The sequence below is a fragment of the Pantoea sp. RCC30.1 genome (assembly GCF_058148845.1).
In genome coordinates this window covers 1-19,912 of sequence record NZ_JBXUHX010000041.1, presented here as the reverse complement: position 1 = coordinate 19,912, position 19,912 = coordinate 1, and the positions used below count along the sequence as shown (strand labels likewise).

The 19,912-nt window shown below is 52.9% G+C and carries 18 protein-coding genes and 5 pseudogenes; 13 read left to right on the top strand and 10 right to left on the bottom strand.

The genetic code is table 11. The features are described from left to right. Positions 1 to 30 precede the first annotated feature (30 nt). On the top strand, positions 31 to 996 hold the full coding sequence (gene glk, locus AC2LB6_RS22245) for a glucokinase (RefSeq protein ID WP_090958961.1): 966 nt from the start codon (positions 31 to 33) through the stop codon (positions 994 to 996). A 155-nt stretch (positions 997 to 1,151) separates the two neighbouring features. Here glk and AC2LB6_RS22240 read toward each other — a convergent pair whose 3' ends face one another. Both AC2LB6_RS22240 and AC2LB6_RS22235 read right to left on the bottom strand, forming a co-directional pair. Then, entirely contained in the window at positions 1,152 to 1,880 is a 729-nt protein-coding gene (locus AC2LB6_RS22240; RefSeq protein WP_490095167.1) for a LytR/AlgR family response regulator transcription factor, read from the bottom strand. Continuing rightward, positions 1,877 to 3,547 (bottom strand): LytS/YhcK type 5TM receptor domain-containing protein, encoded by a 1,671-nt coding sequence (locus tag AC2LB6_RS22235; RefSeq protein WP_490095173.1) that lies wholly within the window; start codon positions 3,545 to 3,547, stop codon positions 1,877 to 1,879. The genes AC2LB6_RS22240 and AC2LB6_RS22235 overlap by 4 nt, the downstream gene beginning before the upstream one ends. Positions 3,548 to 3,825: 278 nt before the next feature. Between AC2LB6_RS22235 and AC2LB6_RS22230 the strand changes: the two are divergent. After that, positions 3,826 to 4,342 (top strand): annotated as a pseudogene (locus AC2LB6_RS22230) (GNAT family N-acetyltransferase). 117 nt (positions 4,343 to 4,459) lie between these two features. Next, positions 4,460 to 5,692, top strand: coding sequence for an alanine transaminase (gene alaC / locus AC2LB6_RS22225; protein WP_179895130.1), 1,233 nt, complete (start codon positions 4,460 to 4,462; stop codon positions 5,690 to 5,692). Between the two features lie 51 nt (positions 5,693 to 5,743). On the opposite strand, the gene ypdK is transcribed toward alaC, so the two are convergent. The 3 genes from ypdK to AC2LB6_RS22210 form a co-directional block, all read right to left on the bottom strand. Further along, the gene (ypdK, locus tag AC2LB6_RS22220; RefSeq protein WP_099257831.1) at positions 5,744 to 5,818 is read right to left on the bottom strand and encodes a membrane protein YpdK; all 75 of its coding nucleotides are present in this window, start codon (positions 5,816 to 5,818) and stop codon (positions 5,744 to 5,746) included. 203 nt (positions 5,819 to 6,021) lie between these two features. Beyond that, positions 6,022 to 7,050 (bottom strand): HlyD family secretion protein, encoded by a 1,029-nt coding sequence (locus AC2LB6_RS22215; protein WP_490095166.1) that lies wholly within the window; start codon positions 7,048 to 7,050, stop codon positions 6,022 to 6,024. A 2-nt stretch (positions 7,051 to 7,052) separates the two neighbouring features. Next, positions 7,053 to 8,651 carry an MFS transporter gene (locus AC2LB6_RS22210; protein WP_490095165.1) on the bottom strand — a complete coding sequence of 533 codons (1,599 nt, stop codon included), beginning with the start codon at positions 8,649 to 8,651 and terminating at the stop codon, positions 7,053 to 7,055. 149 nt (positions 8,652 to 8,800) lie between these two features. Here AC2LB6_RS22210 and AC2LB6_RS22205 point away from each other — a divergent pair, with 149 nt between their 5' ends. From AC2LB6_RS22205 to AC2LB6_RS22185, 5 genes are all read left to right on the top strand, one after another. Next, positions 8,801 to 9,586, top strand: a complete 786-nt coding sequence (locus AC2LB6_RS22205) for an IclR family transcriptional regulator (protein ID WP_490095164.1) — start codon at positions 8,801 to 8,803, stop codon at positions 9,584 to 9,586. A gap of 7 nt (positions 9,587 to 9,593) precedes the next feature. After that, entirely contained in the window at positions 9,594 to 10,046 is a 453-nt protein-coding gene (locus AC2LB6_RS22200; protein WP_013358635.1) for a universal stress protein, read from the top strand. 9 nt (positions 10,047 to 10,055) lie between these two features. Next, positions 10,056 to 10,862, top strand: a complete 807-nt coding sequence (locus tag AC2LB6_RS22195; RefSeq protein WP_490095163.1) for a hypothetical protein — start codon at positions 10,056 to 10,058, stop codon at positions 10,860 to 10,862. Positions 10,863 to 11,136: 274 nt separating this feature from the next. Next, positions 11,137 to 11,418 carry a putative periplasmic lipoprotein gene (locus tag AC2LB6_RS22190; protein ID WP_031590547.1) on the top strand — a complete coding sequence of 94 codons (282 nt, stop codon included), beginning with the start codon at positions 11,137 to 11,139 and terminating at the stop codon, positions 11,416 to 11,418. A 512-nt stretch (positions 11,419 to 11,930) separates the two neighbouring features. Beyond that, complete coding sequence (locus AC2LB6_RS22185; protein WP_490095162.1) at positions 11,931 to 12,806, top strand: SMP-30/gluconolactonase/LRE family protein; 876 nt, start codon at positions 11,931 to 11,933, stop codon at positions 12,804 to 12,806. Between the two features lie 38 nt (positions 12,807 to 12,844). Here AC2LB6_RS22185 and AC2LB6_RS22180 read toward each other — a convergent pair whose 3' ends face one another. Beyond that, positions 12,845 to 14,071: an L-lactate MFS transporter gene (locus AC2LB6_RS22180; RefSeq protein WP_490095161.1), complete on the bottom strand. Its 1,227-nt coding sequence runs from the start codon at positions 14,069 to 14,071 to the stop codon at positions 12,845 to 12,847. A 283-nt stretch (positions 14,072 to 14,354) separates the two neighbouring features. Here AC2LB6_RS22180 and AC2LB6_RS22175 point away from each other — a divergent pair, with 283 nt between their 5' ends. Then, entirely contained in the window at positions 14,355 to 14,588 is a 234-nt protein-coding gene (locus AC2LB6_RS22175; RefSeq protein ID WP_490095160.1) for a hypothetical protein, read from the top strand. A gap of 36 nt (positions 14,589 to 14,624) precedes the next feature. Here the strand turns inward: AC2LB6_RS22175 and AC2LB6_RS22170 are convergent, their stop codons facing one another. After that, positions 14,625 to 15,524, bottom strand: a complete 900-nt coding sequence (locus AC2LB6_RS22170; protein ID WP_490095159.1) for a DMT family transporter — start codon at positions 15,522 to 15,524, stop codon at positions 14,625 to 14,627. 178 nt (positions 15,525 to 15,702) lie between these two features. On the opposite strand from AC2LB6_RS22170, the gene AC2LB6_RS22165 reads away from it, so the two are divergent. From AC2LB6_RS22165 to AC2LB6_RS22155, 3 genes and pseudogenes are all read left to right on the top strand, one after another. Then, positions 15,703 to 16,572: a helix-turn-helix domain-containing protein gene (locus AC2LB6_RS22165; RefSeq protein ID WP_490095158.1), complete on the top strand. Its 870-nt coding sequence runs from the start codon at positions 15,703 to 15,705 to the stop codon at positions 16,570 to 16,572. A 289-nt stretch (positions 16,573 to 16,861) separates the two neighbouring features. After that, positions 16,862 to 17,125 (top strand): annotated as a pseudogene (locus AC2LB6_RS22160) (DUF4225 domain-containing protein); the annotation flags it as partial. 569 nt (positions 17,126 to 17,694) lie between these two features. After that, positions 17,695 to 17,886, top strand: a pseudogene (locus AC2LB6_RS22155) (DUF4225 domain-containing protein); the annotation flags it as partial. Here AC2LB6_RS22155 and AC2LB6_RS22150 read toward each other — a convergent pair. The 3 genes and pseudogenes from AC2LB6_RS22150 to AC2LB6_RS22140 all read right to left on the bottom strand — a co-directional run. Beyond that, complete coding sequence (locus AC2LB6_RS22150) at positions 17,874 to 18,176, bottom strand: hypothetical protein (protein WP_490095157.1); 303 nt, start codon at positions 18,174 to 18,176, stop codon at positions 17,874 to 17,876. The pseudogene AC2LB6_RS22155 and the gene AC2LB6_RS22150 sit on opposite strands and share 13 nt — an antisense overlap. A gap of 217 nt (positions 18,177 to 18,393) precedes the next feature. After that, positions 18,394 to 18,726, bottom strand: coding sequence for a hypothetical protein (locus AC2LB6_RS22145; RefSeq protein WP_490095156.1), 333 nt, complete (start codon positions 18,724 to 18,726; stop codon positions 18,394 to 18,396). Between the two features lie 28 nt (positions 18,727 to 18,754). Further along, positions 18,755 to 19,018, bottom strand: a pseudogene (locus tag AC2LB6_RS22140) (DUF4755 domain-containing protein); the annotation flags it as partial. A gap of 95 nt (positions 19,019 to 19,113) precedes the next feature. On the opposite strand from AC2LB6_RS22140, the pseudogene AC2LB6_RS22135 reads away from it, so the two are divergent. Next, positions 19,114 to 19,912 (top strand): annotated as a pseudogene (locus AC2LB6_RS22135) (IS3 family transposase); the annotation flags it as partial.

Below are 19,912 nucleotides of genomic sequence, written 5' to 3'. Positions count from 1 at the left end.
TCTTAAGACCCCAAGCGGAGCAACAGAAGAATGACAACCTATGCCTTGGTCGGCGATGTCGGCGGTACTAACGCGCGCCTCGCCCTGTGTGAGGTGGAAAGCGGCAGCATCACCCAGGCCAAAACATTCTCAACATCAGAATACGACAGCCTCGAAGCCGTCATCCGCCACTATCTTGATGAACAACAGCAGGACGTTAAAGATGGCTGTATTGCTATCGCCTGCCCGATTACCGATGACTGGGTTGAAATGACCAACCATGACTGGGCGTTTTCAACGCGCAAGCTCAAAGAGAACATCGGTTTTGAACACCTGGAAATCATTAACGACTTCACCGCGGTATCCATGGCGATTCCAATGCTGACCGCTGAAAACGTGATTCAGTTTGGCGGCACAGAGCCGGTTAAAGATAAGCCTATCGCAATTTACGGTGCCGGTACCGGATTAGGCGTAAGCCATCTGGTGCATGTGGACAAGCGCTGGGTCAGCCTGCCGGGCGAGGGTGGTCATGTCGATTTCGCGGCCAACAGCGAAGAAGAAGATCAGATCCTGGAAGTTCTACGTGAAGAGCTGGGCCATGTTTCAGCTGAACGTGTGCTGTCGGGTGCCGGTCTGGTTAACCTTTATCGTGCGATTGTGAAAGTGGACAATCGCGTGCCGGAAAACCTTAAGCCGAAAGATGTCAGCCAGCGTGCGCTGGATGACAGCTGCACCGACTGCCGTCGTGCGTTGTCGATGTTCTGCGTCATCATGGGCCGCTTCGGCGGTAATCTGGCGCTGAATCTGGGTACCTTTGGTGGCGTCTACATTGCGGGTGGCATCGTGCCACGCTTCCTGGAATTCTTTAAGGCGTCCGGTTTCCGTGCGGCCTTTGAAGATAAAGGGCGCTTCCGCGACTATGTCGCCAGTATCCCGGTCTATATGATTACGCACGATCAGCCAGGCCTGCTGGGCGCGGGTGCGCATCTGCGCCAGACGCTGGGTCGCGAAATCTGATTCTGCTTCACCTCGCTCGCTGACACGCTGTGCGCGATCGATTTTCCCGGCCTGGCGGCTTTAGCCGGCCAGGCTCGGGAAATCACCGCCTGACTTCTCCTGCTATTTCCCTGAAAGCCACTTCCATGCCTGAATCGTTCCGTAACTGTCCGAAGCTACAGACGCATCAGCTGTCTGAACTGCTTCACCTTACTGCGGCTGACCGGCACCTGAAACTCCAGATCGCGCAGCTTAAGCAGATAGGTGTTGTTAAACCACGGCTCGATTTCACGAATCTTGCTGAGGCTGACGCAATAAGAGCGGTGACAGCGGAAGAACTGCTGCTCCGGCAGGCGTGAACAGAACTCGGTGATATTCATCGACATCACGTAGGATTCTCGCCGGGTATACACAAACGTCAGCTTCTCATGCGCCTCAACATAGTAAATATCATTCACGTCAGTGACGATAATGCGCTCATCTTTGATCAGGTTGACCGTCTGCGGCGCAGGCGTGGCACTGAGATGACTCACTGCCTGCTGTGCCTGTGCGGTGGCTTCCAGCTTGTTTAGCATGGTGACAATCCGCGACTCCTGATAGGGCTTGAGAATGTAGTCAAACGCCTCCAGCTCAAATGCCTCGACCGCATGCTCTTTCCACGCGGTAATAAAGACAATCAGCGGCTTGTGGGTAAACTGATGGATATTCTGTGCCAGCAGCATGCCATCCAGCGAGGGGATATTGATGTCGAGGAAAATCACATCAACCCGATGCTGTTGCAGATACTTCAACACGTCCAGGCCATCGTCAAAGCAGGCTTCAATCTTGATTTTACTGTGATGCTGAATCATCCAGCTCAGTTCCTGCTGCGCCAGGAATTCATCTTCCACAATAATGGCTTTCATAACAAATTCTCCGCCAGGCGCTGGCCATTCTTACTCAGCGTAAAGGAAATCTCGGTGCCCGGCTGATGCCTCACGATGTTCAGTCCCTGACCCGACAGAAGTTTTACCCGATGATGCACATTCAGCAGGCCGATTTTATTACCGGGCATCTCGTTGCGCGCTACCCGCTCCATCACTTCGTCACTGATGCCCTGTCCGGTATCCCGCACTGAAACCCGCACCCGATCGCCCAGATCCCGGACGCTCAACGTTACCACGCCTTTGCCTTTACAGGGCTGGATGCCATGCACGATGGCGTTCTCCACCAGGGGCTGGATCAGCAGACTCGGCAGCAGAAAATGCAGATCTTCATCGACGTCATAAATCATCGTCAGTTTATCGCCAAACCGAGCCTGCTCGATGGCGATGTAATCTTTCACCTGCCAGAGCTCTTTGCGGATGTCGATCAGCTCATCGTCATTCAATTCCAGGTTATAGCGCAGGTAGCGTGACAGGTTGATCACCAGTTGGCGGGCAGTATCGGGATTGAGTCGGATAGAAGAGGAGATAGCATTCAGTGCGTTGAACAGAAAATGGGGATTTATTTTACTTTGTAGCGCACGCAGTTCCGCTTTATTGGCCATCTCGCGCAGTTGCTCAGCTCGCGACACTTCAAGCTGAGTTGAGATGATTTGTGACAGGCCGATCGCCATCTCCTTCAGCGAGCCGGTAATACGGTGCGCACGGCGATAGTAGATTTTCAGCGTGCCGGTGACTTTGCCCTTTTCCCACAGTGGAATGACGATCATCGAATGGATATCTTTGGTGCGGTGCGCTTCATCGTTGTTCTTAATAATAATTTTGCCGCTGGCGATCGACTGCGCCGTGGTGGGGCTGATGCCATCATCCCCATGCTTATAGTTATGTTCGCCATAGCCGACGTAGGCCAGAATCTGCTTTTTATCGGTCATCGCCACCGCATCGGCTTTGATCTCTCGCCGGATAATGTCACAGATGTTACGCAGCGAGTCGCTGTTTACCTGACGAAACAGCGGCAGGGTTTTGTTGGCTATTTCCAGCGCCAGTTTGGCCTGACGGGCGGCAATCGCCTCTTTCTCTCCCTCGACACTCTGTACCAGCAACACAATGATGCCGATGCTGGACGCACCGAGGATCATCGGCAGGGCAATCTCCGACACAATCGCCAGTCCGAGTGAGGTAGGGCGCGCCCACAGAACGATCAGCAACATTGTCAGGGCTTCACACAGCATGCCGCCGACGATACCGGCGCGCCAGCGATGCTCTTTCAGCACCCGGCGATTAATCCCGCCCGCGACGACACCGGCAATGATGCTGGTAATCAGGCAGGGCACGGAGGTGACGCCGTGAATATCGATCAGAAAACGGTGCAGGCCCGCAATCACACCGGTGACGATGCCGACCCATGGACCAAACAGAATCCCACCCGCCATTACGGCGATCACCCGCACATTCAGCAGTGAGCCGTCGACATTGACGCCCGACCAGGTACTGAACAGCGCAAACAGGGAAAAGATGGCCGTCACCGCAACTTTCTCTGCGCGGGTATGTTCATCTTTTTGCAGCAGCTGACGAAACGGACGGGTGCGCGTCAGGAAGAACAGGCAGATCAACATCAGGGCGGCGCGGTCAAATACTGCCAGTAACATCGTGAAGTGAGAGGACACAGGCGACTCGTCGGCAAGGGAAAGTGCCTCTATGATAAAAAATGTGATCGCGAACCGCTAGCGTCCCGAACAATCACGCCGGGAGTTCGTGTTTCAGATCAATTTTTACGGCCAATCCGCAAAAAGGGGAAAAGTTGAGTGCAATAAAGGGGAACAGTTTTTCAGCCTGCGAACACTGGTCGCTGTGATGCCGTTTTGCTATGTTGCGCGATGACGCGCGCCAGCGACTGCTGGAAAACCGCGCCCATCGGGAGCAGCAGATGCAACTTGTCACCGCCAGATTAACCCTGAGTAAATTACAGCCAGAAGACTGGCAACTGTTTCGTGCCGTTCATGAAGATCGCGACACCATGACCTGGGTGAGCGAAATTCCCGATGAAGCGGATATCCGTCAGCGCTTCACCACGCGTCTGGCACCCTGGCAGTTTCCATATGCTCTGCCTGGTGGCACGACGTCGCGACAACGGTGAGCCGATTGGCCTGTTTGGCTGCAGCCCCGAATGGGATCCACATCGTCAGGCGGAAGTGGGTTACATGCTGCTGCATCGCTACTGCGGTCAGGGCTATGGCAGCGAAGCGCTGGCGGCGCTGTGTAAGTTTTTGCTGGAAGCAGATTTCCACAAACTCAAGGCGATGGTGATTGAAGGTAACTGGGCGTCACGCCGTATTCTGGAGAAAAACGGTTTCCAGCTGGAGGGCACGCTGCGGGATAATTATCTGCTGAACGGCCGCTGGGTGAACGATTGGCTGCTGGGGCGGCTGAATCCGCAAAAATAAAAATATTTTCCGCCACCCTCGACAAAATGATCCTCTCCACGTTATGTTCGTAACGGGTCACCGCAGTGACCCGCGTCGCTCGGACGGTCCGGGCGCTTACGTAATCCAGAGGACATCATGGCTGATAACAGCACCCCCCGTCGTTTCTCGCGTATTGAACGTTTACCCCCTTACGTTTTCAACATCACCGCTGAACTGAAGATGGCTGCGCGTCGGCGCGGCGAAGATATCATCGACTTTTCAATGGGCAACCCTGATGGCCCGACTCCGCCTCATATCGTCGAAAAGTTATGTCAGGTGGCGCAGCGTGACGATACCCACGGTTATTCCACCTCGCGCGGCATTCCGCGTCTGCGCAGAGCGATCTCGCGCTGGTACGCCGATCGCTACCAGGTCGAGATCGATCCCGAATCTGAGGCGATTGTTACCATCGGTTCCAAAGAGGGGCTGGCGCACCTGATGCTGGCGACGCTGGATCATGGTGATACCGTGCTGGTGCCCAATCCCAGCTATCCGATTCATATCTACGGTGCGGTGATTGCCGGTGCGCAGGTGCGTTCGGTGCCGCTGGTGGCGGGTGTCGATTTCTTCAATGAGCTGGAACGCGCCATCCGGGAGAGCTACCCCAAGCCAAAAATGATGATCCTTGGCTTCCCGTCCAACCCCACCGCACAGTGCGTGGAGCTCGACTTTTTCGAGCGGGTGATAGCGCTGGCGAAGCAGTACAACGTACTGGTTATCCACGATCTGGCCTATGCCGACATCGTCTACGACGGCTGGAAAGCGCCGTCGATTATGCAGGTGCCGGGCGCACGAGATGTCGCCGTAGAATTCTTCACCCTGTCAAAAAGCTACAACATGGCGGGCTGGCGCATCGGTTTCATGGTGGGCAATAAAGAACTGGTCGCCGCGCTGGCGCGAATCAAAAGTTACCATGACTACGGCACCTTTACGCCGCTGCAGGTGGCAGCAATTGCGGCGCTGGAAGGGGATCAGCAGTGCGTGCGCGACATCGCTGAGCAGTACAAACGCCGCCGTGATGTGCTGGTCAAAGGATTGCATGAAGCGGGCTGGATGGTGGATAACCCGAAAGCCTCGATGTACGTCTGGGCAAAAATCCCTGACCATTATGCGCATCTGGGTTCGCTGGAGTTTGCCAAACATATGCTGCAGGAGGCGAAAGTCTGTGTCTCACCCGGTATCGGGTTTGGTGACTACGGCGACACGCACGTACGATTTGCGCTGATTGAAAACAGTGATCGTATTCGTCAGGCGGTACGGGGAATTAAAGCGATGTTTCGTGCCGATGGCGTATTGCCGGGTAGCATGAAAACAGAAGAAGAGAGCTGACAGCCAGCAGGGGCGACGCAATAGTCGCCCCGTGGCGGCACTGTCACGCCATTACTTCAGCAGCAGGACAAACGTGCCGAACCAAAGTAACGCGAAAAAAGATATTCCCATCAAGGCATATTTCACAAAGCAACTCCTCTGAGCGGTTACGATGATGGCGATCCCAAACCAGTGCAACGCGAACACATGTGGAAAAGAGATCGCCATTTCAGTAATGGTCTGCTCTCTTTCGGGTCGATCTGAATAACTCTCAGAACAGGATCAGGCGCTAATTTACGCGTAATCCCGCCCAAATGAAATAGGTCCGTTCTGAGATATTGCTCACAATTTTATGGCACCTCAATTTCGGGGATCGCCGACATGCCGACACGTAATTGAGCCAGATGCTGTTGGTCACCATCCAGCACAATTTTGACCGGCAGACGTTGAACGACTTTAGTGTAGTTGCCGGTGGCGTTATCGGGAGCGATCGCCGAAAAAGTTGCGCCGGTGGCCGGTGCGATGCTATCCACATGGCCGGTAAAGGTCTCGCCCGGCAGGGCATCTACACTGATTCGCACCCGCTGGCCTGGACGCACATCGCTTAACTGCGTCTCAAGGTAGTTAGCCGTAATGTAGGTTTGCTGCAGGGGCACCACGGCCAGCAGACGGGTTCCGGCTGAAACATAGGCGCCGATCCGCACCGAGCGCTGACCGACCATGCCATCAACGGGAGCCGTAATCCGCGTGTAGGAGAGATTCAGCCTGGCCTGATCGACGCTGGCCTTCGCCGCTGCGACATCCGCTTCCGCTGAACGCACCGCAGCCTGTAACACGCCGACCTGTTTCACTGCCGACGCCAGCGCAGCCTGACTCTGATGCACGGCTGCCAGTGCCGAGCGCTGGTTAGCGCTGGATTTCTGCTGATCATCAGCTGCCACGGTGCCGCTTTTATAGAGGCGATTGTAGCGATCGGCGCTCTGACCGGCATACTGCGCGGAAGCCTGACTGGCCGCGACGCTGGCTTTCTGCTGATCAATCACCGACTGCTGCTGATCAAGCTGTGCCTGGCTGCTCAGCAGTTTCGCCTGACTCACCTGCAAATCAGCCTCGGCACTCTCCAGCGCCACACGATAGTCACGATCGTCCAGCGTTGCCAGCAGCTGGCCCGCTTTGACCTGCTGATTATCCTGCACCTGCACATTGCTGATATAGCCGGAGACTTTCGGCGCCACCAGGGTGTAGTCCGCATTAACGTAAGCGTCGTTGGTGCGGTGATCATTGCCGGTCATCATTGACCAGACGACAAAGGCGATGGCCAGTAACACCAACAGCAGCAGACTTAGCAGCAGGGTTCTTCTCATTTCGAAAGCACGCATATTCAGTTATTCCGGGAGGGGTTTTGAATCAAAGTTTGAGGCGGCCAGACCCGTTTTGGCAGGATGGCGGTAAGCAATAACAGGCAGGCGGCAAAGCCGGTCAGCATCAGCCAGCTATCGCTCAGACTTAGCACCGTGGCCTGATGCCGGACCAGCGTGGCGAATCCGCTGAGATTATCGCTGGCGCTGATGCTGCCATCCGGCAATAGCGGCAAACTGCGGCTGGCCTGATCGGCTGTCGGCGCGGTCATCAGCCAGCTGCGGCTGGTGGCCTGATTAATCAGAACACTGGAATGAAACTGCTCACGATGGGAGAGGAATACCTCAACCAGCGTGGAGGCGGCGATGCTGGAGAAGCCGCGCACCGTATTAAACATCGCCGAGGCAAACGGGCCTTCTGGTGGGGCCACAACGCTGGTGGCGCTCATCAGTATCGGCAAAATGATCATCGGTTGTCCGAACGCCTGCAGGACCTGCAGCAGCCAGAAATTCTGTCGCGCCCAGTCACTGGTGATCTGCGTGCCCAGCATGCAGGAGGTCACCAGCAGGCCAGCGCCCGCCGTCAGCATCCAGCGGCAGTCGATCCAGCGGATATTCAGCAGGGCCGCAATCAGCGGCGCGATCAGCAGTTGCGGCAGGCCCACCGTCAGTGCCAGCGGGGCAAACTCAAGGGTGCGGAAGCCGCTGACCTGAGCAAAATAGGCCGATGGCAGCGCAGAACCTGAAAGCCCCAGGATGAGCACGCAGGCCAGACCCAGCAAGCCGTGCGCCAGATTAGGTCGCCGCAGCATCTGCAATTTAAACAGCGGCAGCGGGTGAAACCACTCATTGATCAGGAAAACCAGCATCAGCGGCAGCGCGGCAAGCAGCATACCGGCGATCAGTGGCGACTCCAGCCAGTCGAGGCGCTCACCCTGGGTCAGCACCAGAACCAGCAGCGCGACAGCACTGCAGCCGGTCACCATGCCAAACAGATCGATCTGCTGAAAGCGTTCCGGACGCAGCGGGTCCTGCGGTATTCCCCAGCTGATCAGCGCCATGGCAATCAGCATGCCGGGCACTACCTGCCAGAACACCATCATCCAGCTGACATGGTCGGTCCACAACGAGGCCAGCGAAGCGGCCATATTAGGGCCAAATGTTGCGGTCAGGGCATAGCCCGCCAGGCCAAACAGTTTAAAGGGCGGCGGCAGAAAGCGCAGGGCGACGGTCATCAGCATCGGCGGCAGCGCGCCACCAAACAGGCCCTGCAGCACGCGCAGGCTGATAAACAGTGTCGGATCAGGTACCAGCGGCAGCAGAATGCCGGTCAGCATAAATCCCGCCGACACGCCGAGCGTAAAACGCCGCAGCGACAGGGTGACGGCGAACCAGGGCGCTATCATCATGGCGGCCACTTCTGCTGCCTGATAGCCAGAAATGATCCAGCTACCCTGATCGAAACCGATGCCGATCGCGGCACGGATATCGGCCAGCGCGATATCACTGACGCGATCGTTCAACCCGGAAGTCAGCGCAGCAATGAGCACGCCGACCAGGCCGAGAGCCAGTCGCAGTGTAAAAGGATGAGGGGCCGGCGCGGCGGCTGGCTTAGCGTTCATTGCAGGCGATCTCGTTATTATGGTGCAGTGTACTGCGATGTGATACAGGGTGTAATATTACATCCCGGTATGCTGTATTGCAATGTGGTACAGGCTGTAAAAAGTGCGGCATTCGCGCTACAGTAAGGTAGCTCAAACAGGACGACGCTATGGCACATCAACCCTCCAGCCGCGAGGAGGATAAAACGGGCGGTATACAGGTCATCGCCCGTGCGGCAAAAATTCTTAATGCGCTGGGCGAACAGCCCGGCGGCATGAGCCTCGGTGAGATCGCTCAGGCGGTCGAACTGCCGCGCTCAACGGTGCAGCGTATTGTTGCCGCGCTCGACAGTGCAGAGCTGGTGCGCAGCAGCGGGGCGGGCGGACTGCGTCTGGGGCCGGCGCTGTTAAAACTGATCTCCAGCGTCCACACCGACGTGGTCGATCTCGTCAGTCCGCTGCTGGAAAAACTCTCTTCCGACACCAATGAAACTGTCTCGCTGGCGCGCGCCAGCGGCAGCCAGCTGGCGATTATCCACCATGTGGTGGCGTCGCGTGAGCTTCGGGTGGTTCCGCATATGGGGCTCAATCTGCCGCTCTACAGCACCTCCGGTGGGCGGGCGCTGCTGGCGCTGGAGTGTGAAAAAGATGTGCGGACGATCGTCGGCGACGCCTGGCAGGAGTTAACCGATATGACGGTGAAAACACTGCCGCAGTTGCTGCAACTTATCAGGGAAGTGCGCGAAACCGGTATCGCCGTGGATCGCGGTGAAACGCTGGAAGGTATCTCTACCATGGCGTTTGCGCTGGATACGCTGTTTGGTCGCTTTTCTGTCTCTTTACTGGTGCCCTCTGCTCGTTTTCTGCGACACGAAGCCCGTTTTCGTGACGAGATGCTGAAGTGCAAAGAGGCGCTGATGCGTGAAATTGGCAAAGTCGCCGCGATAGAAGGATAAGCATCTGATGAAAACCCTGCTGATGGCCATTGATCACTCTCCGGTCGCGGAGAAAGTGGTTGCCTTAACCATTGAAGAAGCGCTGGCGCATCGTGCCGATGTGGTCGTGCTCTGCTGTGTCGATCCTGCCTACTCCTCCTGTAACCAGCCGATGGAAATCGACGCGGGTGAAGACCCGGCCGATTTTGTGGCGGCGCAGGATGAGCAGAATACGGCGGAAATGGTGGTGCGCCATGCACTGGCACCGTTACTGCGTGCGGGCATTAATGCACGTGGCATGATTCTGGCCGGTGATGCGGCAGATACCATCGTTGCGCAGTCGCAGCAGCTTAAGGCCAGCATGATTATCATGGGACGCCGCCATCTCTCCTCTTTTAATCGGCTACTAAAAGGCTCCGTCAGCGCATCGGTTATCGAACGTGCTCACTGTCCTGTGCTAATCGATGTACGCAAGGATTAACCCGGCAGTATGAATTCTCTGCTTTTTATTACGCTGGCCGCGTTTGCGCTGCTGGCGATGATCGTTATTGTGCTGATCAAAACTACCCGGCTGCGTTTGTGGCAGGGGCTGATCCTCTTTCTGCTGCCACTGATACTGGCGAATCTGCTCTGGTTCAGCTGGGTCGCGCCGCATCAGGTACAGGCGACTCAGCGTGAGCAGGCGGTGAATCAACTGGCAAAGAAGCCAGGCTATCGGGTGCTGCAGACTCAGGAGCCGTCGTTATGGCTATTGCTGACCCAGGAGTTGACCCGTCGAATCCGCGAGGGGGAACCAGCAGATAAAGCAACGGGCGAGCTGCGTGGCTGGCTGATTGAGGTTATTAATCAGCGACTGATGCGTGGAACGGATGCAGCGGTGGTTAACTATATCAGCGTCTCGGTTGAAGAGATGCGGGCGCTGAACCAGATCGATCCGGGCCTCTGCTTCCGTTATCTCTATCCGCAGGTGAGTGGTGGCATCAATTTGCAGACCACGCTGCCACCGTCGCTGAATCGCAAAGAGGCGGATGCCATGGAGCTGCTGCTGCTCAACAGTCCTCCACCTGAACAGCCACTGGATAAGATGCAGGCCCAGGATGATCTGCAAAAGATCGTCGCCCGGCTCTCGCTGAAGTGGGGCGACAAGCTGCAGCAGCTGAATATGCCTGCCGACACGGCGGTTGATCGCTCTTCGCTATGTGCCATGTCGATTGACCTCTACAGTGCGATTCTGGCATTACCTGACAAGCGCACCGCTAACCTGTTACGTAGAATGATTGCGCTGACTGGCCAGTAAGCGGCAGCGGAGCAGCGGAATGGCGGGCGAAAAAAAGCCCGCTAAGCGCGGGCAGGGAAGAGAGGAACAGATTTTTATTTTTGGCATTTCCTGGTGTGGTGCAGTCTTCGTTTTGTCTGAATGCATCTTGTCACGCCGCGTATGATAGTGCTAGCCGTTTAATCGTATTACATTAATCGGTAAAAGCTTCTCAAGTTTTGATTTTTCGCGCATTAATCCTATGGATGCGCGGCATGCTGCGTCATAAACTGCGCGGCAACGTGAGGATAACTAAATGAAAAAACTAATTACCAGCGCACTGGCGCTGATTTTGCTGAGTGGATGTACTGCCAGCAAACCCGGGGCATTTGAACGTGTAGATGAAGATCCAGGCTCAAATACCGTGCAGTACCGTTTTGACCCGGTAAAGGTCAATCGTGATGCAATGAATATTGATCTGGCGAATTACTGCAGTAATAAAGGCTTTGATAAAGTCGAGGCGTTACCTGCGCAGGAGAGTCATATTCCGGGGCTGCAGAAAGCGTGGTTCCAGTGTAATTATGCTGTGAAAAGCTAAATAAAGCGGGCGGGATAATTATCCCGCCCTTAAAGTTTAATGCTTTTATTTTATGCTGTGTGACATCTTTGCCCGTTAGCGGTGATGGTGACCGCCATGATACCCACCGTGATAACCTCCATAGTAGCCTCCATGATATCCGCCGCCACCCCCGCGGTGCCAGCCATTGTCGTGTCTGGGGCTGATGATACAACCACTTAATAAGGTCATCAGCGCAACCACCGAAGCGACTTTAATTAATCTCTTCATCGGAAGCTTCTCCTCTTTTCCAATGACTATGACACTACGCTGGAAAAGTGGAGTGAAGATGCAGGCTTTGTAGAGTTATTTAAGAAGGTATGACCGAATATTTCAGAGTGCTGCGCTTTGCAGCGGAGAATAATAAAGAAATAAGAATGAACTGAATAGTAAATACTATCAAAGAGAATAGTCTCAAAATCAAGCGAAAATAATTCTCATTTGAAAGTTTTTACAACTACATTATTAGCATGTCAGTTCAATGGGAGAGAAACATGGCGCATGACGTTAAAAATATTCTGGCTTTACAGGCTGAACTGGGCGAATGCCCGCTCTGGTCAGTGGAAGAACAGGTGCTGTACTGTGTCGATATTCTGGCACCCGCCATTCACCGTTTTGATCCGGTCAGCGGTGAACTGCAAACCTTCCCGCAGGCGGAAGAGGTGGGATGTATCGGTCTGCGTGAGCAGGGCGGTCTGATAGCTGCATTGCGTGGCGGTGTCTGGCTGCTGGATGCGCAGGGTAAGCCAGAGAAAAAGATCGCAGAGAATCCCGGTGTGGCTGCGCAGAGCCGATTTAATGATGGCCGTGTCGATCCCTGGGGGAATTTCTGGTGCGGCAGCCTGTGGGAACCGCAGGACAAAAATGGCGGGCTGCTGTGCCGTGTGACGCCTGACCTGAAGCTGGAGGTCATAGCGCGCGACATTAAAATTTCCAACGGGCTGGCCTTTTCTCCCGACCGGCGCTGGATGTACCACAGTGACACGCCGAATGAAGCGCTCTATCGCTATCCATTAAACGCGCAGGGCGAACCGGGCGAACGCACCCTGTTCCGCCGTTTCGACGCGAAAGGGGGATTGCCGGATGGTGCCGCAGTGGATAGCGAAGGATTTTACTGGTCCGCACAGTTTGATGGCGGACGCGTAGTACGCATCGATCCCCAGAGCAGCGAAATCGTCGATGAGATCCTGCTGCCGGTGAAGTGGCCAACCATGGTGGCCTTTGGTGGCGCCGATCTTAAAACGCTGTTTATTACCAGTTCACGGGAAGATCGCACCGAAGAGGAGCTGGCGCGCTATCCGCAGTCAGGCGATATCTTTGCGGTGGACGTCTCTGTGGCGGGCGTGGCAGAGCCGCGATTCCGCGGCTAAACGTGAACGGGCCGCTCTGGCGCGGCCCGTCGTGATGGTTAATGACGTTGCAATACAGGTGTTGCTGTAACAGAACTCTGTGGTAAGCGGATGGTGAGTGACAGGAACAGGGAGATGACCAGCAGCGTCATAATCAGGCTGAAGGTGACGGTGAACCCGCCAAACAGCGAGGCGACCAGTGAGCCCAGCACGCTACCGATACCAAATCCGAGATAGAGCAGACCATAGTTTTTTGTCAGGTTGTTGAGGCCGAAAAAGTCACTGACCAGCGACGGGAATACCGTGATGGTACCGCCAAAGCTGAAGGCTACACAGGCGAGTGACAGGAAGAAGGTGATCTCATTCATCCGGGTAAACAGCAGCACGCTCATCCCGATCAGCGACACGATTTGCGCCAGTGAAATAACCCGGATGCGCATCATTTTGTCAGACAGTATACCCAGCACCAGGCGGCCACTCAGGTTGGCAATCGCGATCACCGTTACGGCACTGGCAGCGGTCTGCGTAGTCAGATGCACCAGCCCTTCGCCGATATCTTTAGCAACGCCTATCACATAGAGACCGCTCATGCAGGCTGTCAGGAACATCAGCGCCAGCATCCAGTACTGAGGCAGACGCACCGACTGTGCCAGCGTGTAATCCCGCGCATGTTGCTGACCATTCGTGCTGCTCCCGGCATCCTGAAGGGGGGCTTCACGCATCAGCAGTGCACCGAGGATAATCATCGACATCGCGAGCACGCCCCAGATCATAAAGGTCTGCTCCAGACCCACCGTCGCCAGCAGCGCCCCGCAGATAAATTTGAATCCCAGACTGCCAAGACCGTAAGCGCCAATTGCACAGGCAGAGATCATCCCTTTGCGCTCCGGAAACCACTTCACGCAGTTTGAGAGCGTCATCAGGTAACTTGCGCCATCCGCCAGACCAACCAGCAGTCCGGCGCTGAAATAGAGCATCATCAGATTATTAGCATGCGCGGTAAGCCAGAAACCCAGCGCCATCAGCACACCCGCCCCGATAGTGACGCGGCGTACGCCAAAACGTTCCTGTAATTTACCGGCCAGCGAGGAGGCAATAGCCAGCCCCAGGCTCAGCAGACCAAACGAAAAAGCGACCTGACTGACCGTCGCATCCAGCTTCTGTGACAGCTGGCCGTTGAACAAACTCCATGTGTAGACTGACCCCAGTGCGAACTGAGTGATTACCGTTCCGAACAATGTAAGCCAGCGAGCACGCTGGTAAGAAGCCTGTTGAGTCTGGTTCATAATTTTCTCTCCCGTCCGGGAATCTGGAAACTGCGGTCAGAATAAAGCAGTGATTCGCGCGCGTGAGCAGTAAAGGCATGAACGGAACGGATTGGGGAATGAAATGCCATTCAGGCGGTATGAATGGCATCGGAGGGGTTGGCAACGTCGCGTCAAAAGTAAGCAAAGCGGCAACTTAATAAGTAAGCGTAATTAGCCGTAAGATAATGTTTCATTAAGATGATTCTGTGAGCAGGTTTTCAGATTATTTGCCAGGCTAACAGTTCACTTATCAGGAGGAAATATGAAAGACCGGACATATGAATCCAGCACCAGTGAGGATGAAGTTTGCTGCATTATCGGTCAGGCGGTGATTGAACTCAGTACAGAACAGCAGCCTGTGACCAAATCGACGCTGGCATTAAAACTACTGTCGATGGCCGATCGTGATAGTGACGATGAGCGTGTTCTGCTTTACTGGATTGCGCGTAAAGCGATCAATAAACCACAGAAACTCCTTCAGCAGCCGTGGGCGTAAAGCCCATACGGGCGCGGGCCTCAGCCCGCCTCCGCGTCAGATGATTACCCGGCGACGACTTGCCGGCCAACGGGCAAACATCACGATATTGCCCAGCAAAATCATGACAAGGCCAGGGATGGCGCTGGCATGCCACTCATATCCTTCGTAACGGGTAGAGAGTGCCAGCGCCACCAGCGGAAACAGAACGGTTGTATAGGAAGCCCGACTGGCTCCGATACGTCCCACCAGTGTAAAATAGGTTCCGAATCCCATCACCGATCCCACGATAGCCAGATAGATCAATGCCCCAAACCACTGTGTATTCCATGTCGGCTGCAGCGAAACACCCTGCAGCAGCGAGACCAGTGCCATGATCAGCGCACCGTATAACATGCCGTAACTGTTGGTTGTCAGCACGTCACGTTGCAGACGCTGATGCCGCTGACTGATCATATTGCCGAATGAAAATCCCAGTGTGCCCAGCGCACTTAACCCAATGCCCCACATCAAGCCGGCCGAGGCCTGAGTGCTGCGCAGATCGTGCCAGAACAACGCAACAATGCCTGCCATGCCGAGCACTATCGCCGGAATCAGACGTGCAGAAGGGCGCTGACGGAAAAATATCCAGCTGTTAATGGCGTTATACATCACAGCCATAGAGAAAATGACCGACTCCAGTCCGCTGCTGATATAGCCAGAGGCGTAATAGAAGCAGACAAAGTTGAAGCCAAAAACGCAACAGCCCTGCAGCACACAGAAAAGGTGATCCTGCAGCGTCAGCCTGTGCAGACGCTTTATCAGCTTAAGCAGCAATAACATGACCAGCGAGGCCAGCAAAAAGCGCCAGAAGACAGCGACAGTTACGGCGCTGATGCCTGCAGACTGTTGCGCATAAATCGCAATCCAGGTCGTGCCCCAGATCAGCACGACTGAGAGATACAAAAACAGGTTCATTGCCCGATTCTCCACTGCAAAACGCCGAGTCTGCACCCGCAACGCTCCCTGGTCTTGCAGCGGATTGCGCAGGATTTGCAAAATCTTGCGCATTTTTGCCGTCCGTCCCAATGTGACCTGTTCTCTGTCCCGCGCAATCCGTAAACTGGCACTCTGTTTATCTGAATTGATACCCCCTATGAGTCGTTACCAGACCTTTGACATGCTGCAACGCCACAAAGCACAACTGCGTGGTCAGGTGCAACTTAACAACGGCATTCAGCTGGCGGCCTGGTTTAACAGTGGCGATCGCGTTACCAATCTAAGCGATCATCACACGCTGAGCCTTTATGTGGCGGGTGGCTACGATACCTGGCATAAAACAGCGCACGGCTGGCGTAACGGTGGTGCACCAGATCGCTTCTGTCTGATGCCGGCAGGCACGGAATCGACCTGGGATCTGCGTGCCGATCTCGCCTTTGTACATCTTTATTGCAGCGAGAACCAGCTGCGACAGCTAGCTGAACAGGTCTGGGACCGCAGCCCGGCGCAGTTAAATCTGCATGAGAAAGTTTTTTCCACTGATGACCGCATTACCCAGCTCTATCGACACTTTCTGCTGAGCAGCGACTGGCAACAGCCCGCCAGCCAGCTGACATTGAGCAGCGCATCAACATTGCTGCTGACCCATCTGTTGCAGCACTACAGTGAAGTAAAGTGGCAACTGCCCCAGGTGCGCGGCGGACTGGCTCCGGTGGTATTACGGCGGGTTCTGGAATTTATTGAAACGCATCTCGACCAGTCTATAACTCTGGCGATGCTGTCGCAGGAAGCGGCATTGAGTGAGTTTCACTTTGCCCGCATGTTCCGTCACACCACGGGCGAAGCGCCGCACCAGTTTGTCATGCGCCGTCGTATGGATCGTGCGCGGAAGTTACTTGCGCGGCCCGATCTGACGCTGACCGATATTGCCTTGCAGTGTGGTTTTCACTCTTCGGCGCACTTCAGCCATCGTTTTCGTCAGGTCTATGGCATGACGCCTTCGGCGTGTCGTCGGGGTGATCGTTAAAATTTCTGAACTTGCCGCTATAAATAATGGTATTAAGTCACATTATTTATCTGGCTTTGGATTACCATTGAACCATTCTTCAAGGTTCCTTAGAAAATCATAATTTTTTAAAATTCTGGCTTAATATGTGAGTCTTTATTTTTCTTAATGCCTCATAAGTGTGTTGAAGACTGTATCACTGGATTAATTATCATAATTTGAGAGATGTTATTAATAATTAATAAAATATGAAGGTGTCAGTTTTAATAGACACCCTAAATAAATAACAAGCTAAAATGACGCCCAGGGTTTCTTAAAGGACGGCTATATTGGAGCAGCTAAGTTTTTAGGCTTCGATCAAAAAACAGGTGAAATTGCTTACAGTAGTATGGATCTTGCTCTCTCTGCTTACGGCATGTTTAGGATGATAAGAAAACCCGAAACATTTCATCTTTTTTACTACATAAACTCCGATTTTTTTCTGGGTGTTAAAGATATGAGCCGTTTTGAATCAGGAGTTGAAATATATAACGACTATTCCGCTCTCAAATCGATATACGATAATAAAAAATAAGTCACTTTTTTCTTGTATATCGGAATGATTTGTAGCCTAACTTCATCGGTGTAAAAATGTAAAAAATTGGAGCTATGATTAGCATTGTTATTGAGTATGAGGTGATAGCGAGGTTGTCCTTGTACATAAGTGTATATATCCAGACAATAGCAAGAATGATTACAAGGATCATGGAAGCAATAAAGCGTATGCTAAGCTCTTTAAGTAAAGCCGGGTAAGTCGTTCCACTTTTTTCGGCTTGCCTTCTTAAGGCAACAATATCCTTGGCATTGAAACCGTTCTTTGCAAGTTTTTGTTCAATTTCAAAGGCGTTCATAGGGTCAACAAAGGTGTAAGTTTAGACCGATCATAACTCATCTAGTCTGTAGGTGACCAGAAAAAATTATATTGCTTTTCAAAAAGGGAGATGTAAATTGCAGAGTGCAAGAAATTGGTTTTACTCATTTTCCTATAATTCGATCCTCCGTAGTTTAATTCTATTTTTAAGAGTTATTTTAAACTAGAAAACAGGGTTTAAATGTTCTCACCTATCCAAAGTATGACTTGTTTATTTGTAGTTAGCATACAGTTCAATGGACCTTGCACTGTCCCTCTATGGCATTGTGCGTCTGATACAAAAGCCCGAGGCCTGGCGTCTCTACTATTTTCTTAATACCGACTACATTCGCGGTATTAAGGAAATGAGCAGAAAAGAGCTTTTCATTGAAGTCTATAATGACGCTTCAGCCATAAAATCAATCTCTGATACTTACAAAGAGTGACCATGCTTTTTCATGAATCTGTAAGCTTTAAATGCAGGTTTCAAAGGTACGAATACATATAGAATAACGAAACCTGCTACAAGCATGATTGAATACGAAACAAGGTTTTCTTGTGTACCACTGCGAATGGTATAAATGAGTCCTGCGAGAAGAATTGCAATTAATATCATTGCAACTATGAATCTTTTCTTTAACTGTGAAAGGAGCCAGGGATAAGGATAACCGTCTTTCTCAGCATGCTGACGTATCACAGAGACTTCTTTTGGTGTAAGCCCTTCTTTTACAAGCATTTATTCGATTTGCATTTTGTTCATAATGAGCGTCATTCATTTGTCTTACGATAGTCTGATTGTAACTCATTACCTAATCGCTACACAAACCGGACCGGCCTTTGAAAGGCTTCTGGTTTTTTATTTTTTAGAATGGATCCCTGGTGCTAACACTTGCGCATAAAATATGTGCTTTTAAATTCCGGTAGAAAATGAGCTTGTTAATTATTGAATTCAGTTAAGGTGATATTTTCCAGTTCCCACTATTTTTCGTGAATTTGAATTCAGCTACGGTTTGCTTCTCGCCCATCATTGGAAGGGTTATATCAGTATCCACTTTGCAAAAGTATGTCCCTTTTGCCTCTGACTCCTTACAGGAAACCTTCTCAGCTTTGTTCAGAGTCGTGAGCATGTCTTTGCTGTTCTCACCGAACCGCTGTCTGGCTTGCTGGTTAGTGTGGTCAATGTTTTCCTGCATAGCTTTTTGAATCTCGGAAGAGGAAGGCTCGCTGTCGCAGCCGGTAAGCAAAACTGCTAAAGACAGGACTGCAACTGTTGAAATTTTATTCATTTCTTAATCCCTTATTTGATATTGATGATTATTGTGTTGCTGTGGATTTGTTGAGTGTCTGGTCAAAAATTTCACACCACTGCTTCAACTGCATTTCTGTATCCCGGATCCCTCGTTCATGGTGGAACCGGCCTTTACGGGGGTGAAATTTTATCTGCCACTCCGGACATTCAATGTCTCTAACCTGGATAAAGAATCCTGAATTCTCAAAGTTTTTAAGGCGGGTAGTGTTGTTATGGCCCTTTGCGCCCAGCATACCGGGAATATCGAGGGCTACGATTTCACCTCCAACGGCTAAGTGATACCGCTGTAAGTATCCCGCTTAACCGGACCATTCACTTTTAGAGATCTTCCGACATACTGATTATGTCCTTCGAGGAGATCACCATGCGAAAAGCCCGATTCACTGAGCACCAAATCATCGCCGTTCTGAAATCCGTCGAAGCCGGACGCACCGTCAAAGATGTCTGCCGCGAAGCGGGAATATCTGAGGCCTCGTACTACAACTGGAAAGCAAAGTACGGCGGGATGGAAGCCTCTGATATCAAAAAGATGAAGGATCTTGAGGACGAAAATCGCCGTCTCAAACAAATGTTTGCCGATCTCAGTCCTGAATGCCGTGCACTGAAAGATGTCATCGAAAAAAAGCTTTAAAACCAGCGATAAAGCGTGAGCTCGTCAGCTATCTGACTGCGCAGTTTACGATGAGCATACGCCAGGCATGCAGGACGTTATCGCTGAGCAGGACGGTGTATTGTTACCAGCCCGATACCCGGCGTGATGAAGCGGTGATCCAGGTGCTGACCGGGTTGGCAGAGCGCTATCCCCGCTACGGCTTTAAGAAGCTGTTTCAGTTGCTGCGCAGGCAGGGGCACGTCTGGAACCACAAGCGCGTACACCGGATTTACTATCTGCTGAAACTGAATTTTCGACGCAAGGGTAAGCAACGTCTTCCGGTGCGCAATCCGGCTCCGCTGGCAACGCCGGAAGCGCTCAATCAGAGCTGGTCTATCGATTTTATGCACGACACGCTGGTCTGTGGTCGGCGTTTTCGGACCTTCAACGTGGTGGATGATTTTAACCGCGAGGCCCTTGCGATAGAAATCGATCTGAATATTCCTGCGCAACGAATGGTGCGGGTTCTGGACAGGATAGTGGCGAATCGCGGATATCCGCTGAAGATGCG

What these genes read in the sequence shown, in the direction of transcription:
- glk (WP_090958961.1), top strand. Translation starts at nt 31, where the DNA reads ATGACAACCTATGCCTTGGTCGGCGATGTCGGCGGTACTAACGCGCGC.
- AC2LB6_RS22240 (WP_490095167.1), bottom strand. Translation starts at nt 1,880, where the DNA reads ATGAAAGCCATTATTGTGGAAGATGAATTCCTGGCGCAGCAGGAACTG.
- AC2LB6_RS22235 (WP_490095173.1), bottom strand. Translation starts at nt 3,547, where the DNA reads ATGTTACTGGCAGTATTTGACCGCGCCGCCCTGATGTTGATCTGCCTG.
- alaC (WP_179895130.1), top strand. Translation starts at nt 4,460, where the DNA reads ATGGCTGATAACAGCACCCCCCGTCGTTTCTCGCGTATTGAACGTTTA.
- AC2LB6_RS22215 (WP_490095166.1), bottom strand. Translation starts at nt 7,050, where the DNA reads ATGCGTGCTTTCGAAATGAGAAGAACCCTGCTGCTAAGTCTGCTGCTG.
- AC2LB6_RS22210 (WP_490095165.1), bottom strand. Translation starts at nt 8,651, where the DNA reads ATGAACGCTAAGCCAGCCGCCGCGCCGGCCCCTCATCCTTTTACACTG.
- AC2LB6_RS22205 (WP_490095164.1), top strand. Translation starts at nt 8,801, where the DNA reads ATGGCACATCAACCCTCCAGCCGCGAGGAGGATAAAACGGGCGGTATA.
- AC2LB6_RS22200 (WP_013358635.1), top strand. Translation starts at nt 9,594, where the DNA reads ATGAAAACCCTGCTGATGGCCATTGATCACTCTCCGGTCGCGGAGAAA.
- AC2LB6_RS22195 (WP_490095163.1), top strand. Translation starts at nt 10,056, where the DNA reads ATGAATTCTCTGCTTTTTATTACGCTGGCCGCGTTTGCGCTGCTGGCG.
- AC2LB6_RS22190 (WP_031590547.1), top strand. Translation starts at nt 11,137, where the DNA reads ATGAAAAAACTAATTACCAGCGCACTGGCGCTGATTTTGCTGAGTGGA.
- AC2LB6_RS22185 (WP_490095162.1), top strand. Translation starts at nt 11,931, where the DNA reads ATGGCGCATGACGTTAAAAATATTCTGGCTTTACAGGCTGAACTGGGC.
- AC2LB6_RS22180 (WP_490095161.1), bottom strand. Translation starts at nt 14,071, where the DNA reads ATGAACCAGACTCAACAGGCTTCTTACCAGCGTGCTCGCTGGCTTACA.
- AC2LB6_RS22175 (WP_490095160.1), top strand. Translation starts at nt 14,355, where the DNA reads ATGAAAGACCGGACATATGAATCCAGCACCAGTGAGGATGAAGTTTGC.
- AC2LB6_RS22170 (WP_490095159.1), bottom strand. Translation starts at nt 15,524, where the DNA reads ATGAACCTGTTTTTGTATCTCTCAGTCGTGCTGATCTGGGGCACGACC.
- AC2LB6_RS22165 (WP_490095158.1), top strand. Translation starts at nt 15,703, where the DNA reads ATGAGTCGTTACCAGACCTTTGACATGCTGCAACGCCACAAAGCACAA.
- AC2LB6_RS22150 (WP_490095157.1), bottom strand. Translation starts at nt 18,176, where the DNA reads ATGCTTGTAAAAGAAGGGCTTACACCAAAAGAAGTCTCTGTGATACGT.
- AC2LB6_RS22145 (WP_490095156.1), bottom strand. Translation starts at nt 18,726, where the DNA reads ATGAATAAAATTTCAACAGTTGCAGTCCTGTCTTTAGCAGTTTTGCTT.